The 13,106-nt window shown below is 55.1% G+C and carries 11 protein-coding genes; 1 reads left to right on the top strand and 10 read right to left on the bottom strand.

The features are described from left to right. Positions 1 to 131 precede the first annotated feature (131 nt). From urtE to MOY_RS07910, 10 genes are all read right to left on the bottom strand, one after another. A complete protein-coding gene (gene urtE, locus MOY_RS07955) occupies positions 132 to 839 on the bottom strand; it encodes an urea ABC transporter ATP-binding subunit UrtE (RefSeq protein ID WP_009098429.1) in 708 nt (235 codons plus the stop codon). Further along, entirely contained in the window at positions 839 to 1,675 is an 837-nt protein-coding gene (gene urtD, locus MOY_RS07950) for an urea ABC transporter ATP-binding protein UrtD (protein WP_009098427.1), read from the bottom strand. The genes urtE and urtD overlap by 1 nt, the downstream gene beginning before the upstream one ends. Continuing rightward, positions 1,672 to 2,853 (bottom strand): urea ABC transporter permease subunit UrtC, encoded by a 1,182-nt coding sequence (urtC, locus tag MOY_RS07945; protein ID WP_009098424.1) that lies wholly within the window; start codon positions 2,851 to 2,853, stop codon positions 1,672 to 1,674. Before urtC ends, urtD begins: the two co-directional genes overlap by 4 nt. Positions 2,854 to 2,856: 3 nt before the next feature. Then, the gene (gene urtB / locus MOY_RS07940; protein WP_009098421.1) at positions 2,857 to 4,467 is read right to left on the bottom strand and encodes an urea ABC transporter permease subunit UrtB; all 1,611 of its coding nucleotides are present in this window, start codon (positions 4,465 to 4,467) and stop codon (positions 2,857 to 2,859) included. A 135-nt stretch (positions 4,468 to 4,602) separates the two neighbouring features. Then, positions 4,603 to 5,955 carry an urea ABC transporter substrate-binding protein gene (gene urtA / locus MOY_RS07935; protein WP_009098419.1) on the bottom strand — a complete coding sequence of 451 codons (1,353 nt, stop codon included), beginning with the start codon at positions 5,953 to 5,955 and terminating at the stop codon, positions 4,603 to 4,605. Between the two features lie 377 nt (positions 5,956 to 6,332). Then, entirely contained in the window at positions 6,333 to 7,823 is a 1,491-nt protein-coding gene (locus tag MOY_RS07930; RefSeq protein ID WP_009098417.1) for a tripartite tricarboxylate transporter permease, read from the bottom strand. 48 nt (positions 7,824 to 7,871) lie between these two features. Next, positions 7,872 to 8,354 (bottom strand): tripartite tricarboxylate transporter TctB family protein, encoded by a 483-nt coding sequence (locus MOY_RS07925; RefSeq protein WP_009098415.1) that lies wholly within the window; start codon positions 8,352 to 8,354, stop codon positions 7,872 to 7,874. Positions 8,355 to 8,461: 107 nt separating this feature from the next. After that, positions 8,462 to 9,457, bottom strand: a complete 996-nt coding sequence (locus MOY_RS07920) for a Bug family tripartite tricarboxylate transporter substrate binding protein (protein ID WP_009098413.1) — start codon at positions 9,455 to 9,457, stop codon at positions 8,462 to 8,464. A 196-nt stretch (positions 9,458 to 9,653) separates the two neighbouring features. Then, on the bottom strand, positions 9,654 to 10,385 hold the full coding sequence (locus MOY_RS07915; RefSeq protein ID WP_009098411.1) for a response regulator: 732 nt from the start codon (positions 10,383 to 10,385) through the stop codon (positions 9,654 to 9,656). A 28-nt stretch (positions 10,386 to 10,413) separates the two neighbouring features. After that, positions 10,414 to 12,105, bottom strand: a complete 1,692-nt coding sequence (locus tag MOY_RS07910; RefSeq protein WP_009098410.1) for an ATP-binding protein — start codon at positions 12,103 to 12,105, stop codon at positions 10,414 to 10,416. A 182-nt stretch (positions 12,106 to 12,287) separates the two neighbouring features. Here MOY_RS07910 and MOY_RS07905 point away from each other — a divergent pair, with 182 nt between their 5' ends. Beyond that, complete coding sequence (locus MOY_RS07905; protein ID WP_009098408.1) at positions 12,288 to 13,034, top strand: DUF481 domain-containing protein; 747 nt, start codon at positions 12,288 to 12,290, stop codon at positions 13,032 to 13,034. The last annotated feature ends 72 nt before the right edge of the window (positions 13,035 to 13,106 follow it).

The raw sequence follows: 13,106 nt of genomic DNA, 5'->3' as shown, positions 1-13,106 counted from the left end.
TTCATAACACCCTAAGTTCTCAAACTAAAGGTTTTCACACTCAATACTTTTACACCTTCTGTTTTTACAACCTGTGCTATTACCTACGGCGCCCACTAATTAGTGGGCGCCGTGAATCGGGTGTGGATAACTTAAACGGTCAGGTGCTGCTTGATCAGCGCGTTGGAAAGCTCGCTAATATCGCCTTTGGCCACCGGTCGGCCGCGATCCATAATCACGAAGCGGTCGGCGTATTTGCGGGCGAAGGGTAGCTTCTGTTCTACCAGCAGCACTGTTAAGCCGTCCTCTTTGATCAGTTGGCGAATCACCTGACCAATTTGGGCGACGATATTGGGCTGGATGCCCTCCCCTGGCTCATCAAGAATCAGCAGCTTAGGTTCAATCACCAGCGCACGGCCAATAGCGAGCTGCTGTTGCTGCCCGCCGGATAAGTCGCCACCCCGGCGATGCTTCATCTCTTTTAACACGGGGAACAGGTCATAGATGCGCTCGGGGATTTTTTTCAGCCCGTCGCCTCGGGCAGCAAGCCCGGTGCGCAGGTTCTCCTCCACCGTGAGCAGCGGAAAAATCTGCCGTCCCTGAGGTACGAAGCCAATCCCCATTCGGGAGCGTGCTTCAACGGCTTTTTTGGTCAGCTCAATGTCGCCGTCACCGCCTTGGTAGCGTAGCTGGCCGCTCTTCACTGCCACTTCGCCCATGATGGCCTTCATTAAGGTGGTTTTACCCACCCCGTTACGGCCCATCACGCAGGTGCATTCGCCTGCGGGCACCTCAAGGTCTAAATCCCACAGCGTATGGCTTTGCCCATAAAATTGGTTGAGCCTTTCAATGGATAGCATCAGGCGGCCTCCTCATCATCGGCACCCAGGTAGACTTCAACCACCTTAGGGTCGCTTGATACCTGATCCATACTGCCCTCTGCCAGCACGCTGCCCTGATGCAGCACGGTCACTTTTCGGGCAATCGAGCGCACAAACCCCATATCGTGCTCTACCACCACCACAGACTGCTTACCCGCAAGGCTGGTTAGTAGCTCGGCGGTGCGCTCCATCTCTTGCTCCGTCATCCCCGCCACCGGCTCATCCACCAGCAGCAAGCGCGGTCGCTGCATCAACAGCATGCCAATTTCCAGCCACTGCTTCTGGCCGTGGGAGAGAATGCCGGCAGGCTGGTATCGCAGCGCGGTCAACCCAATGGTTTCCAGCACCTCATCAATGCGGTCTTTGATTTCACCGGTCATGCGGGCGGTCAGCGTGGGAAAAATCCGCTTATCTGCGGCCATGGCAAGCTCTAGGTTTTCGAACACGCTAAGCGCTTCAAACACCGTAGGTTTTTGGAACTTACGGCCAATGCCTAGGCTGGCGATGTCAGGTTCGTTCATTTGCAGCAGATTATGGCGACTACCGAACCACACGCTGCCTTGGTTGGGCCGCGTTTTGCCGGTGATGATGTCCATCATAGTGGTTTTACCCGCCCCGTTGGGGCCGATAATGCAGCGCAGCTCGCCGTCATCGATGGTCAGGTTTAAGTTGTTGATGGCCTTGAAACCATCGAAGCTCACTGTGACATCTTCCATATACAGAATCGGGCCATGGCGCACATCTACCGGGGAAGCCTGGGGAGCCATAAAATCAAACACCCGGTCGCGCTGGCTCAGCGATTGTAAAAAGCTCATACGGCGGCCTCCTTAGGTGTGCTGTTGGGTTGTTCGCTCTCATCGCCCTGCTTGCGTCGCTTGAGATGGCGAAATAGCCCCGCCACGCCCTTGGGCAGAAAGACCGTTACCAGTACGAACATCGCCCCTAGGGCAAACAGCCAGGCATCCGGCATCACGCCGGTAAACACGGTTTTGGCGTAGTTAACCAAAATTGCCCCAATTACCGCGCCATATAGCGTGGCACGACCGCCCAGCGCGACCCACAGCACAATCTCAATAGAGAAAATTGGCGAAAACTCGCTGGGGTTAATAATGCCTACCTGTGGCACGTATAGCGCCCCCGCCAAGCCCGCCAGCATGGCTGACACCACAAACACAAATAGCTGAAAACGCTCCACCCGGTAGCCAATAAAGCGCGTGCGCGCCTCGGCGTCTCGGGTGGCCACACACACTCGGCCTAGTTTGCTGGTGACAATCGCGCGGCAAAGAACGTAGCCCAGCGCTAGCGCCACGCCGGTAGCAATAAATAGTCCTAAGCGGGTGTCATTACTGCGCAGGTTGTAGCCCAGCAGCTCGCGGAAATCGGTCAGCCCGTTGTTGCCGCCAAAGCCCATCTCATTGCGGAAGAATGCCAGCATCAGGGCAAAGGTGAGCGCTTGGGTGATGATCGACAGATAAACCCCGGTCACCCGTGAGCGAAAAGCTAAAAAGCCGAATACCAATGCCAGCAGGCCGGGCGCTATCAACACCATGGCAAACGCGAACCAGGCCATATCAAAGCCGAGCCAGTACCAGGGCAGGCTATCCCAGCTGAGAAACACCATGAAATCCGGTAATACCGGGTCACCGTAAGTGCCACGGTCACCGATTTGGCGCATCAGGTACATGCCCATGGCGTAGCCGCCAATGGCAAAAAATGCGCCGTGGCCAAGGCTTAAAATACCCAAGTAACCCCACACCAGGTCGACCGCTACCGCCAGCAGCGCGTAGCTTAAGTACTTGCCAAACAGGTTTACCGTGTAGGCATTCACATGTAGCGGATGGCCCTGGGGTACCGCTAGGTGCAGCACAGTGACCAGCAGAAGTGCGGCAAACAGCACGCCAAGAAAAATCTGCGTGGCCCGTTCGCCAAACGGGCGGGTTAGCCAAAACTGGCTCGAGGATGATTGCGTCGTTAATGAAGTCGTTGATGACATCGCTTAGCCCTCCGCAGCCCGGCCCTTCTGCGGGAAGAGTCCACGCGGGCGTTTTTGAATAAACAGAATGATAAAGACCAGCACAATAATCTTGGCAAGCACTGCGCCTGCCCAGGGTTCCAACACTTGGTTGATAATGCCCAGGGAGAGCCCAGCCACCAGGGTGCCCCACAGGTTGCCCACGCCGCCAAACACCACCACCATGAACGAATCAATAATGTAGTTTTGGCCAAGGTTGGGGCCTACGTTGGTCAGCTGCGAGAGCGCAACGCCTGCCAAACCTGCCACGCCAGAGCCCAGCGCAAAGGTCATGATATCCACACGGGTAGCGCGGATACCCATAGAGCGTGCCATAGCGCGGTTTTGAGTCACGGCGCGAACCTCAAGCCCCAGGCGCGTGCGGCGCATAATCAGCATCAGGCCTGCAAACACCACCAGTGCAAAACCCAGTACAAACATGCGGTTGAGCGTTAATGACAGGGCGTCGTTAATCACCAACGAACCGCTCATCCACTCGGGTGTAATCACGGTGCGGTTCAGCGGCGAGATCACCGTGCGCACCAGCTGCTGCAGAATCAGGCTAATACCGAAGGTGGCTAGCAGGGTTTCCAGCGGGCGGCCTTTGAGGAACTGGATCACGCCACGCTCAATGGCAATACCTGCAAGTGCCGCCACCATAAAGCCCGCAGGAATCGATAAGATTAACGCTAGCCCTGGCTGGCCGGGCAAGAATTGCTGCATCATCCAGGTGGTATAAGCGCCCAGCATGATCAGCTCGCCGTGGGCCATGTTAATCACCCCCATGACACCAAAGGTAATTGCCAAACCAATCGCCGCCAGCACCAATACGGAGCCTAAACTTAAGCCGAAGTAGAGGGTCTCAATACCGCGGTTGATTCTCAGATTCTGCTCAATACTGCTCAGCGCTTCTCTTGCTGCATCGGCAATAATAGGATCTTCCCCGCTGGCCGCGCGGCTGAGCGCCACACGGGCACGGGGGTGAAGGCTACCGCGCAGTGCCTCAACGCCTTCAAGCTGGCCACTCTCTACTTGATAAATGGCAAGCGCCTGGGCAAGGCGACGCTGTACCTGGCGGTCCTCCTCCTCTGTGATCAGTTCACCGAGCGGCTCGGCTAGCTCTTCATCCACTTCACCCAATAACCGTTCTGCCGAAGAACGGCGACGCTCAACATCGGGTGAATAGAGGTCCACCACCGCAATGGCGCTGCGTAGCTGATTGCGCAGGGCGTTATTAATACCGATGCGATCCAGCTCGCGGCGCGACATATCGCCCAGAGGTTCATTGGTCAACGCATCCGCCACTGGCCAGTCACGACCACGGTTATCAAGCACCACCACAAAACGGCCGTCGTCAGTGCGTTGTAAGCGGCCATCCAGGAGTGCCTGTAGCCAGTCGCGGGCGCGCTCATCGTCGCTTTGCACTATGGCCGTAATCGCCTCTCCTTTGGCAGGATAAGAACGCACGTCCAACGCTTCGAGCAGTTCCAGCGCGGCTGAGTCATCAGGTGGGTTGGAGTCAGATTGTGCTTGTGCAGTGAACGAAATGCTCAGTAGCAGCGCGCACAAAAGCCCCAAGGAAAGGAAACGCCTCATAGGGGTTCTTCCTTTGGTTGTCTAACAAGGGTTGTCTAAAAAGGAGAGGTAGCGTGCTCCCTTGCCGCGTGTTGTTGCACTGCTTCGCTTGGCATCCATGGGCCTAGCGAAGCAGTGCGGCAAGGGATAAGGGTGTTACTCAGCGAGGGCCGCCTCGGCTTCTTCTGCTGCGGTGCTACCACCACAGGAGCCGGTCGCAACGTTGAAATTGCCGCAGCGCATGGGCGCACGCCAGTCGGCGATCAAATCACGTGAACCCGGCAGGTAGTCAGACCAGGCATCGCCCGCAACGGTTGACGGCGTTTGCCATACGATGTCGAACTGGCCGTTATCCTGCACCTCACCAATCAGCACTGGCTTGGTAATGTGGTGGTTAGGCATCATGGCCGCATAGCCGCCGGAGAGATTGGGAACCGTTACGCCAATAATTGCCTCTTTTACTGCATCAACGTCGGTAGTACCTGCTTTACGTACCGCTTCCGCCCACATGTTGAAGCCGATGTAGTGCGCTTCCATGGGGTCGTTAGTGACGGCTTCCTCATCGCCGGTCCAGTCAATCCAAGCATCTATAAAGTCATAGTTTTCGTCGGTATCAACGCTCATAAAGTAGTTCCACGCGGCCAAGTGGCCCACAAGCGGCCCGGTATCAATACCTGAAAGCTCCTGCTCACCTACCGAGAAAGCAATCACCGGGATATCCGCAGCGTCAATGCCTTGGTTAGCCAGTTCCCGGTAGAAGGGAACATTGGCATCGCCATTAATCGTCGAAACCACGGCGGTAGATTTGCCCTCTTCACCAAAGCGGCGTATTTCAGAGACGATATTCTGCCAGTCCGAATGGCCGAACGGCGTGTAGCTGATCATGATGTCTTCGTCTGCCACACCATGCTCATCTTTTAAGAATGCTTCCAGAATCCGGTTGGTGGTGCGCGGGTAGACATAATCGGTGCCGACCAGTGCAAAACGCTCGATACCGACTTCATTAATCAGATACTCAACGGCAGGAATCGCCTGCTGGTTGGGGGCCGCGCCGGTATAGAAGACGTTTTCAGAAGACTCTTCCCCTTCGTACTGTACCGGGTAGAACAGCAGGCCGTTTAGCTCTTCAAACACCGGTAGAACGGCTTTACGCGATACCGAAGTCCAGTTACCAAACACAACGTCTACTTCATGCTGAGCCAGCAGCTCACGGGCGCGCTCGGCAAACAGCGGCCAGTTAGAAGCCGGGTCGACCACTACGGCTTCAAGCTCGCGGCCCAGCAAACCACCGGCGTCATTCTGCTGCTCAATTAGCATCTCAACGGTGTCTTTTAGCGTTGACTCACTGATCGCCATGGTGCCTGAAAGCGAATGAAGAATACCGACTTTGATGGGGTCGTTATCTTGGGCAACCGCGTGGGCGCTGGCGCCCATTACCGCGGCGGCAATTAAGCCAGTGGTAAAACGGCCAAGGGTGCGAGGGTGTGTCTTGCGCTGCAGTGTGGTCACTTGAACCTCCTTGCGCCCCTTATGCTTGGGGCTCTGTATGTTGGCTGCGTGCTGAAACCTCTGCCTCTTGCTGCTACCGGCATTGGTGCGCTTCAGCACGTCCACTAGAGTGGTACCTATTACGCCTGCAAGGGGTGCGCCACACTGGAACAAATGAATTTAATAAATAATAAATCAAACACTTAGCCATTAACTAAGAAACACCTAAAAACGCTTTATGCACTAACGTAGCGCGCTAACGCATCCTTAATGCACGGCTTGGATGCACCAGGAGAGCACCATGCACCAAGAAAGCATTCACAGCGATTTAGTGTAAAAAACTAAAAAAACGCCCTAGCTAGGCTAAGGCGCTAAACGTTTTTTAAAAAGAGGGATGCTTAAGCCACGGGGCGCTTACGACGCTTCTTTAAGAGCGGTAAACCAAGCGACAGCAGCGCAATAAGCAGAAGGCTCAGTGAGATGGGTTTTTCAACAAAAATCATCCAGTCCCCGCCAGAAATCTGCAGCGCGCGGCGCATGGACTCTTCCATGATATTGCCTAGAATCAGCGCCAAAATCAGCGGTGCTGCGGGGAAGCCAAATAAGCGCATCCCCAGGCCAATCAACCCAAAACCAAGCAGCAGCAGTAGATCAAATACGCTGAAGCTCATGCCGTAAACGCCAATCATGCAGAAGATTAAAATCAGCGATAGCAGCAGTGGCCGTGGTAGATCAAGAATTTTGGCGATCAGTGGAATCAGCGGCAGGTTGAGTACCAGCAGGAAGATGTTGCCGATATACATACTCGCGATAACCCCCCAAAACACATCCGGGCGCTGCTCAAGCATCATTGGCCCAGGCGTTACCCCCATCACCAAAAGCGCACCCAGCAGCACCGCCGTCGTACCAGAACCCGGCACACCCAGCGTTAGCAGCGGCACAAATGAACCGGTACAGGCAGCGTTATTGGCCGCTTCCGGGGCAGCAACCCCCTTAATATTGCCCTTACCGAAAGTATCGCCATCTTTAGCAATACGTTTTTCCATGCTGTAGCCAAGAAAAGAGCCAATCGTGGCCCCTGCGCCAGGCAGCACCCCGGTAAAGAAACCAAGTACCGAGCTACGGCTGATAGGGCCTGCAATCTGCTTCATTTCACTGCCCGACAGTTTTAGCGAGCCAATCGCATTTCGCTTCGGCGCTTTACCGCCACCGCCCCGTAGCAGCATGTAAAAAACTTCTGCCAAGGCAAAAATACCCAGAGCCACCACCAGAAAATCGATACCGTCGAGCAAGTTAATAGTGCCAAAGGTAAAGCGCTCGGTACCCGTTTGTAAGTCGATACCAACAATGGAGATCATCACACCCACTACCGCCGCAATTAACCCTTTCACCAAGGATTTATCCGATAGTGAGACCACGGCGGTAAGGCCCAGTACCATCAACGCAAAATACTCCGGTGGGCCAAAACTCACCGCGACTTTGGAAAGTAGCGGTGCCACTAGCATCAAAAAGACAATCGAAATGGTGCCGCCAATGAAGGAGGCATAGGCAGCAATAGCCAGCGCTTTCCCGGCCATCCCCTGCTTGGCCAACGGATAGCCGTCAAAGGAGGTCGCCACCGTGCCTGCAACACCGGGGGCATTAAGCAGAATAGACGACGTAGAGCCGCCAAAAATCGCGCCGTAGTAAACCCCCGCCATCAAGATCAGCCCTGACGAAGGCTCCATGGCAAAGGTAATCGGAATCATCAGTGCCAGTGCACTAATCGGCCCTAGGCCCGGCAGCATGCCGATAATAGTGCCCGCAAATACACCAGCAAAGACATACGCAATATTCATTGGCTCAAGCGCGATGCCAAAGCCATACATCAAATTGTTTAAGGCATCCATGGGAGACTCTCTCGCAAAACCCGCTACAAATTCAGCATCACGGTGTGATTAGAACGGCAGAACGCCGGTTGGAAGGTAAACATCCATGACCCGCGTCATCGTCAGATAAAGCACCAGCACCACACCCAAAGAGGACGCTAGGTTGACCCCATGACGTTGGTAGCCGTAGTAAGCGGTCAAGCCAACGCACAGTAGCGTTGAGGCAAGCACAAAACCCAATGGCACCAGCAGCAGCGCGTAGGCAGCAATGGCCAGCGCGGTTATTACAACGCGTGCCCAGGGAGTAAGCAGCAGCGGCCCTTGGGTAGCGTCTTGATCGATTTCATCGGCGCCTGCAATCGGGGTGGGTTTCTCAAAAAAGAGAAAAACCGATAGCAATAGCAACGCCGCGCCCAGCACTTTAGGGAACAGGTCAGAATCCACTGGTCGTGGCAACGGGAAAACAGGAATCTGCCACGCCATCGCTAGATAGGCAGCCGCCAACAGCGCTAACACAAGTGCCAGCCACTGGTTAGTGTTTAATCGAGTCATTGGAATCTCTCCGAAGGCGCCGTGGCATTTAAGCACTGCCTTGCGGTATCGGTCTCAGACGATGAATCCCGATGGCGAAACGCCATCGGGAGGACTCAGAGGAGCGCTTACTGGCGCAGTAGGCCAAGCTCGCTCAGCACGTCGCTGAATAGCTCTTTCTGCTGATCCAAAAAGTCGCCAAATTCTTCGCTGCTTTGATAGGCATCAATCCAGCCCAGCTGATCACGGGCCTGCTGCCAACCGTCGGTTTCTAGCATTTCAGCGAAGAGATTTTCATAGTAGGTGACGGCTTCTTCAGGCATGTCGGGGGTACCCATCACGCCACGCCAGATATCGAACGTGTAATCAACACCCTGCTCTTGGTAGGTGGGGACATCCGCTAAGCTGCCCGTCAAACGCTCAGGTGCGGATACGCCCAGTGCACGTAATTGACTGCCTTCTCCCAACTGGCCAGCGGCTTCACCGGCGCCGGTAATAACCGCTTCTACATGCCCCCCCATCAGGTTGGTCATGGCGTCGCCACCGCCTGAGAACGGAATGTAGTTGACGCTAGAGGCATCTAACCCCGCCGCTGATGCCAAGCCCGCCACTGAGATGTGGTCCATAGAGCCAGGGGCACTGCCGCCACCAACGCTCAAACGAGGGTTCTCTTTTAACGCATCAAATAGGTCATTGATGGTTTCATACTCAGCGTTTGCAGAAACCAAAATGATGGAGTAATCGGTAATTAAGCGCGCGACCGGTGTGAAATCAGTGTGGTCGTAGCGGGAGGCACCGGCGAGCGGTACCAGAATTATCGGTGGGCTGGTCGCAAACAGCTTGTGTGGGTTACCGCTATCGCGGGCGATTTGCGCCCACGCGACCGCACCGCCGCCGCCAGGCACGTTAATCGCCGCAAAGTTACGCTCAGCAAGCTGCTCTTCTTGCAGCACACGGGAAACGGTACGTACCAGTGTGTCCCAGCCACCGCCTGGGTTAGCCGGGGCTACAAATTCAATTGAGCGGCTCGGCGACCACTCTTCAGCGTGAACGTTGGTTGTTACGGCAAGGGCAGCCATCGGCAGGGCCAGCACGGCTAGGCGCTTTAGGGAAGGCGAGATCATTGGCGTTCTCCACGATTCAGCTATTTTTTATAAGCGTATTGTTATAAACAACGTTATAAACGTGTGGTTATATGCGTGTTGTAGTGTGGTTACGCTGAGAACGTTAGAAGAAGTTAGGTTCAGGGGACAAGCTTATGGGCATAAAGGACAAACTGTTCTTTATGTGCGTTTTGTTCATTTTGTTCACGCGGATACATTACAGCGCCTCTAACCAGCCTTTCGCCGCGGCTAGTAGCCGGTAGCGCCGCTCAGGTCGACCAACATCGCCATACCCTAGCTCTGCGTTAACCGCCTGTTCAGCCACTAAAAACTCCAAGTAGCGCCGCGCCGTGGAGCGGCTTGCCCCCATGGTGCGCGCCACCTGCATAGCCGTAAGCGAGTCCTGTGCTGCTGCCAGCGCATCCACCACGCGGCGTAGCGTTAATCGGTCAACCCCTTTGGGTAGCGAGCGCGTCGCTGGCCGCGGTGGCTCGTTCGGCTGCAACCGCGCTAGCACCTGATCTAGCTCGTCTTGATTCATTTCAACGCGATTGGCCAAGGCTGCTCGCTCTCGGCGAAAGCGGCTCAACATCTGGCTCATCCGCGTGACTTCAATGGGTTTAATCAGGTAGTCGAAAACGCCACCGCGCAGCGCTTCGCTAATGGTTTCCACTTCACGGGCGGCGGTCACCATCACAATATCCACATGCACATAGTCGCGCCGGATAGCCCATAGCAATTCTAGGCCTTCCACATCAGGCAAATACGCATCCAATAGAATCAGTTGGATAGTGTCAGCATGCTCGGCCATTAGCGCTTTTGCTTCGCTGCCGTTGCGTGCCATTCCCACCACATAAAAGCCGTCGCTCTGTTCGATAAACGCTTTATGGATATCAGCAATGCGAAAATCGTCTTCGACGACCAAAATACCGTACTGCGCCGTAGACATAGTCATCCCTCTTATACTGGCATCGTTATTATGAGTAGGACGTCGTGGCTGCTTGATCGCAAAGCGAGCGATCAAGCACAGCAATAAAGCACGCACCGCCTAATTCGCTCTCTTCTAGCGTCACCTCACCGCCGTGCTGACGGCACAGCCGCGCGACCAAGGCTAAACCAATGCCACGATGCTTGCCGGTTTTAGTCGAAAACCCTTCTTGAAAGATCGACTGTGCATGCTCACCAGGGACGCCTGGGCCGTTATCCTCTACTTCAATCAACAGCTGCTCCCCCAGGTCGGTAAAGAACAGGCGGACTGTTGGGGTATCGCTGTTTGGGCCATTAAGCGCAGCATGGCAGGCATTATCCAATAAGTTGCCCACCACGCTCATCATGACCTCTTGTCCAGTGGGCGTTAAGGGGCTGGAGAGTGAGCTCTGCTCATCAATTTCCAACGCAACCCCAAGCTCTCGGGCACGGGTCAGCTTACCCAGCAGCGTTCCGCTTAATACCGCGTCGGTGACATGGCGCATCAAAAAGCTCATCTGCGCCTGAGCACGTTCAGTTTCGTGATGAATCAGCGCCAGCGCCTCGTCAATACGTTTTAGCTGGAGTAAGCCTGAAATAGTGTACAGCTTGTTAGAAAACTCATGGGCTTGAGCACGCAGCATATCCACATCACGGCTTGCCTGGGTCAGCGCTTGGGAAAGGTCAACAATCTCACGGCGGCTACGAAATGTGGCAACGGCGCCTTCAATCTCGCCTTCATGCACAATCGGCACGCGATTGACCACCACCGGGTGGTCACCCAGCCACATCTCCTGGTTGAACTCCTGCTCACCGTGCCTTAATACTTCCAGTAGCCGCGAATTAGGCACCACTTCGCGAATCGGCTGGCCCAGCAGCACATGCTCATCCAGCAATCCTAAAAAACGCCGCGCTTGTTGATTCACTAAGGTAATCTGCCCCTCGCGGTTGACCGCCAGAATACCCTCGTGGATCGACTGTAAAATCGCCTCTTTTTCCATGGCCAGACGGGCAATCTCGTAGGGCTCTAAACCAAGAATGACCTTTTTAAGATGCTGTGACAGCCAGTAGGCGCCTGCAAACCCTAAGGCGATCATCAGCGCCACTAACGCCCAACCAAAGTTGGTATAGCGCCCCACATCCATGGCCACACGATCGAGCATAAAGCCCACCGAGACCACGCCGATAATATTCCCCTCTTCATCCCAGATGGGAGTCTTGCCGCGCATTGCGGTACCCAGCGTGCCGGTTGCCTCTGACACATATGACTGACCATAAATCAGCGCTTGGTCGTTGTCGCCGCCTACCATGGGGTGGCCGATGCGTTCCGGCAGCGGGTGCGAATAGCGAATCGTCTGAGCATTGCCCACCACCACATAGCGGGCGCCGGTTTCTTGGCGAACGCGCTCCGCCAAGGGTTGGATAATTAACGCGGGATCAGGGGTAGCAAACGCATGAATGATTTGCGGCATACCCGCCACCGTTTTAGCCACCGCCAACGCCCGCTCACCCATTTGATAGGTAATGATTTCCGCTTTGCGGTGATTCAGATACGTGCCTTGCGCCAGCAGCATACCGGCCAATAAGAAGCCCACCAACAGCATGACCTGTAAGCGAAAGCTGCGCTTATACCAGCGGTGTTTTGCGCGGGTGCGGCGCCAGCGCTGTAATTCAGCCAGCGTTCGGGGGCGGGAAGCAGTCATAACGGAACTCATAGTGCGCGACAGCGTCATTATGGCACCGCAATGCCAAGAGGCGTTAGCCATGGCGCTGTTGTGGCACGTTGCCTTAATAGCAGCCATCTAGCCGCGTCTATATACTGATACCTACTAGCTGCGCTTTAAGGTCAGCTGTTCGCACCGTTGTGTACTCAAGGAGGAGAGTCGTGCTAAGCCTTACAAGATGTATCGTGCTAGCCAGTAGTTTAGTAGGGGTTTCTGCAGCAACGGCTAGCCCATTTTATGCGCCCCCTCCCCCTCAAGATGACGCCCCCCTATTCAGTGGCGACGCTGAGCTTGGGTTTAACCAGCTTTCCGGCAATACCGATAGCCGTACTCTGATTGGCAAAACACGCCTAACATGGATTACCGGCCAGTTGACTCACTCACTGCGCGGTGAAGTGCGCAATGTCAGCAGAGATGGCAACACAAGCGCTGAACAGTATTTACTGGCGGGCCGCGAGCGCTACGACTTTAACGGCCCGCACTATTTATTCGGTTTTGCTCGGTGGGAAAAAGACCGCTTTGCCGGTTACGACCAACAGCTCTCCGCGATTGGTGGCTACGGCCGACAAATTGTCGATGGTGAGCGCCATTACCTCTCCCTTGAGGCGGGGCCAGGCTATCGTCACGATCGACTACGCGACGACGAAAATGAGCGGCTCGCCGTGGCCTATTCCGCCCTTGATTACCGTTGGGAGTTTTCGCAACACTCTGACCTTAAGCAGGAGATGTCCGTTGAGTATACCGACCAAAATACGACGTCACGGTCACTCACAGCCCTGACAACACGCTTGAACTCTCGGCTGTCGTTACGGCTATCCCACGAGATCAAACACAATTCACTACCGCCAGAAGATGCCAGCGAACGTACTGATCACACCACCAGTGCCTCGCTGCTGTTTCGTTGGTAATGAAAGTCCCTCTCTGAAAAACGCTGAGAACTCTTCGCCTACGGACGCTTTTTGACTGCTTTATATCAGTGC

It is taken from the genome of Halomonas sp. GFAJ-1 (assembly GCF_000236625.2).
Classification (GTDB): Bacteria; Pseudomonadota; Gammaproteobacteria; order Pseudomonadales; family Halomonadaceae; genus Vreelandella.
The sequence above is the reverse complement of the archived record's forward strand: the minus strand, read 5'-3'. Positions and strand labels throughout refer to the sequence as shown.

Bases quoted from the DNA above. Each gene is read 5' to 3' on its own strand.
- urtE (WP_009098429.1), bottom strand. From the start codon at position 839: ATGCTATCCATTGAAAGGCTCAACCAATTTTATGGGCAAAGCCATACG.
- urtD (WP_009098427.1), bottom strand. From the start codon at position 1,675: ATGAGCTTTTTACAATCGCTGAGCCAGCGCGACCGGGTGTTTGATTTT.
- urtC (WP_009098424.1), bottom strand. From the start codon at position 2,853: ATGTCATCAACGACTTCATTAACGACGCAATCATCCTCGAGCCAGTTT.
- urtB (WP_009098421.1), bottom strand. From the start codon at position 4,467: ATGAGGCGTTTCCTTTCCTTGGGGCTTTTGTGCGCGCTGCTACTGAGC.
- MOY_RS07930 (WP_009098417.1), bottom strand. From the start codon at position 7,823: ATGGATGCCTTAAACAATTTGATGTATGGCTTTGGCATCGCGCTTGAG.
- MOY_RS07925 (WP_009098415.1), bottom strand. From the start codon at position 8,354: ATGACTCGATTAAACACTAACCAGTGGCTGGCACTTGTGTTAGCGCTG.
- MOY_RS07920 (WP_009098413.1), bottom strand. From the start codon at position 9,457: ATGATCTCGCCTTCCCTAAAGCGCCTAGCCGTGCTGGCCCTGCCGATG.
- MOY_RS07915 (WP_009098411.1), bottom strand. From the start codon at position 10,385: ATGTCTACGGCGCAGTACGGTATTTTGGTCGTCGAAGACGATTTTCGC.
- MOY_RS07910 (WP_009098410.1), bottom strand. From the start codon at position 12,105: ATGACTGCTTCCCGCCCCCGAACGCTGGCTGAATTACAGCGCTGGCGC.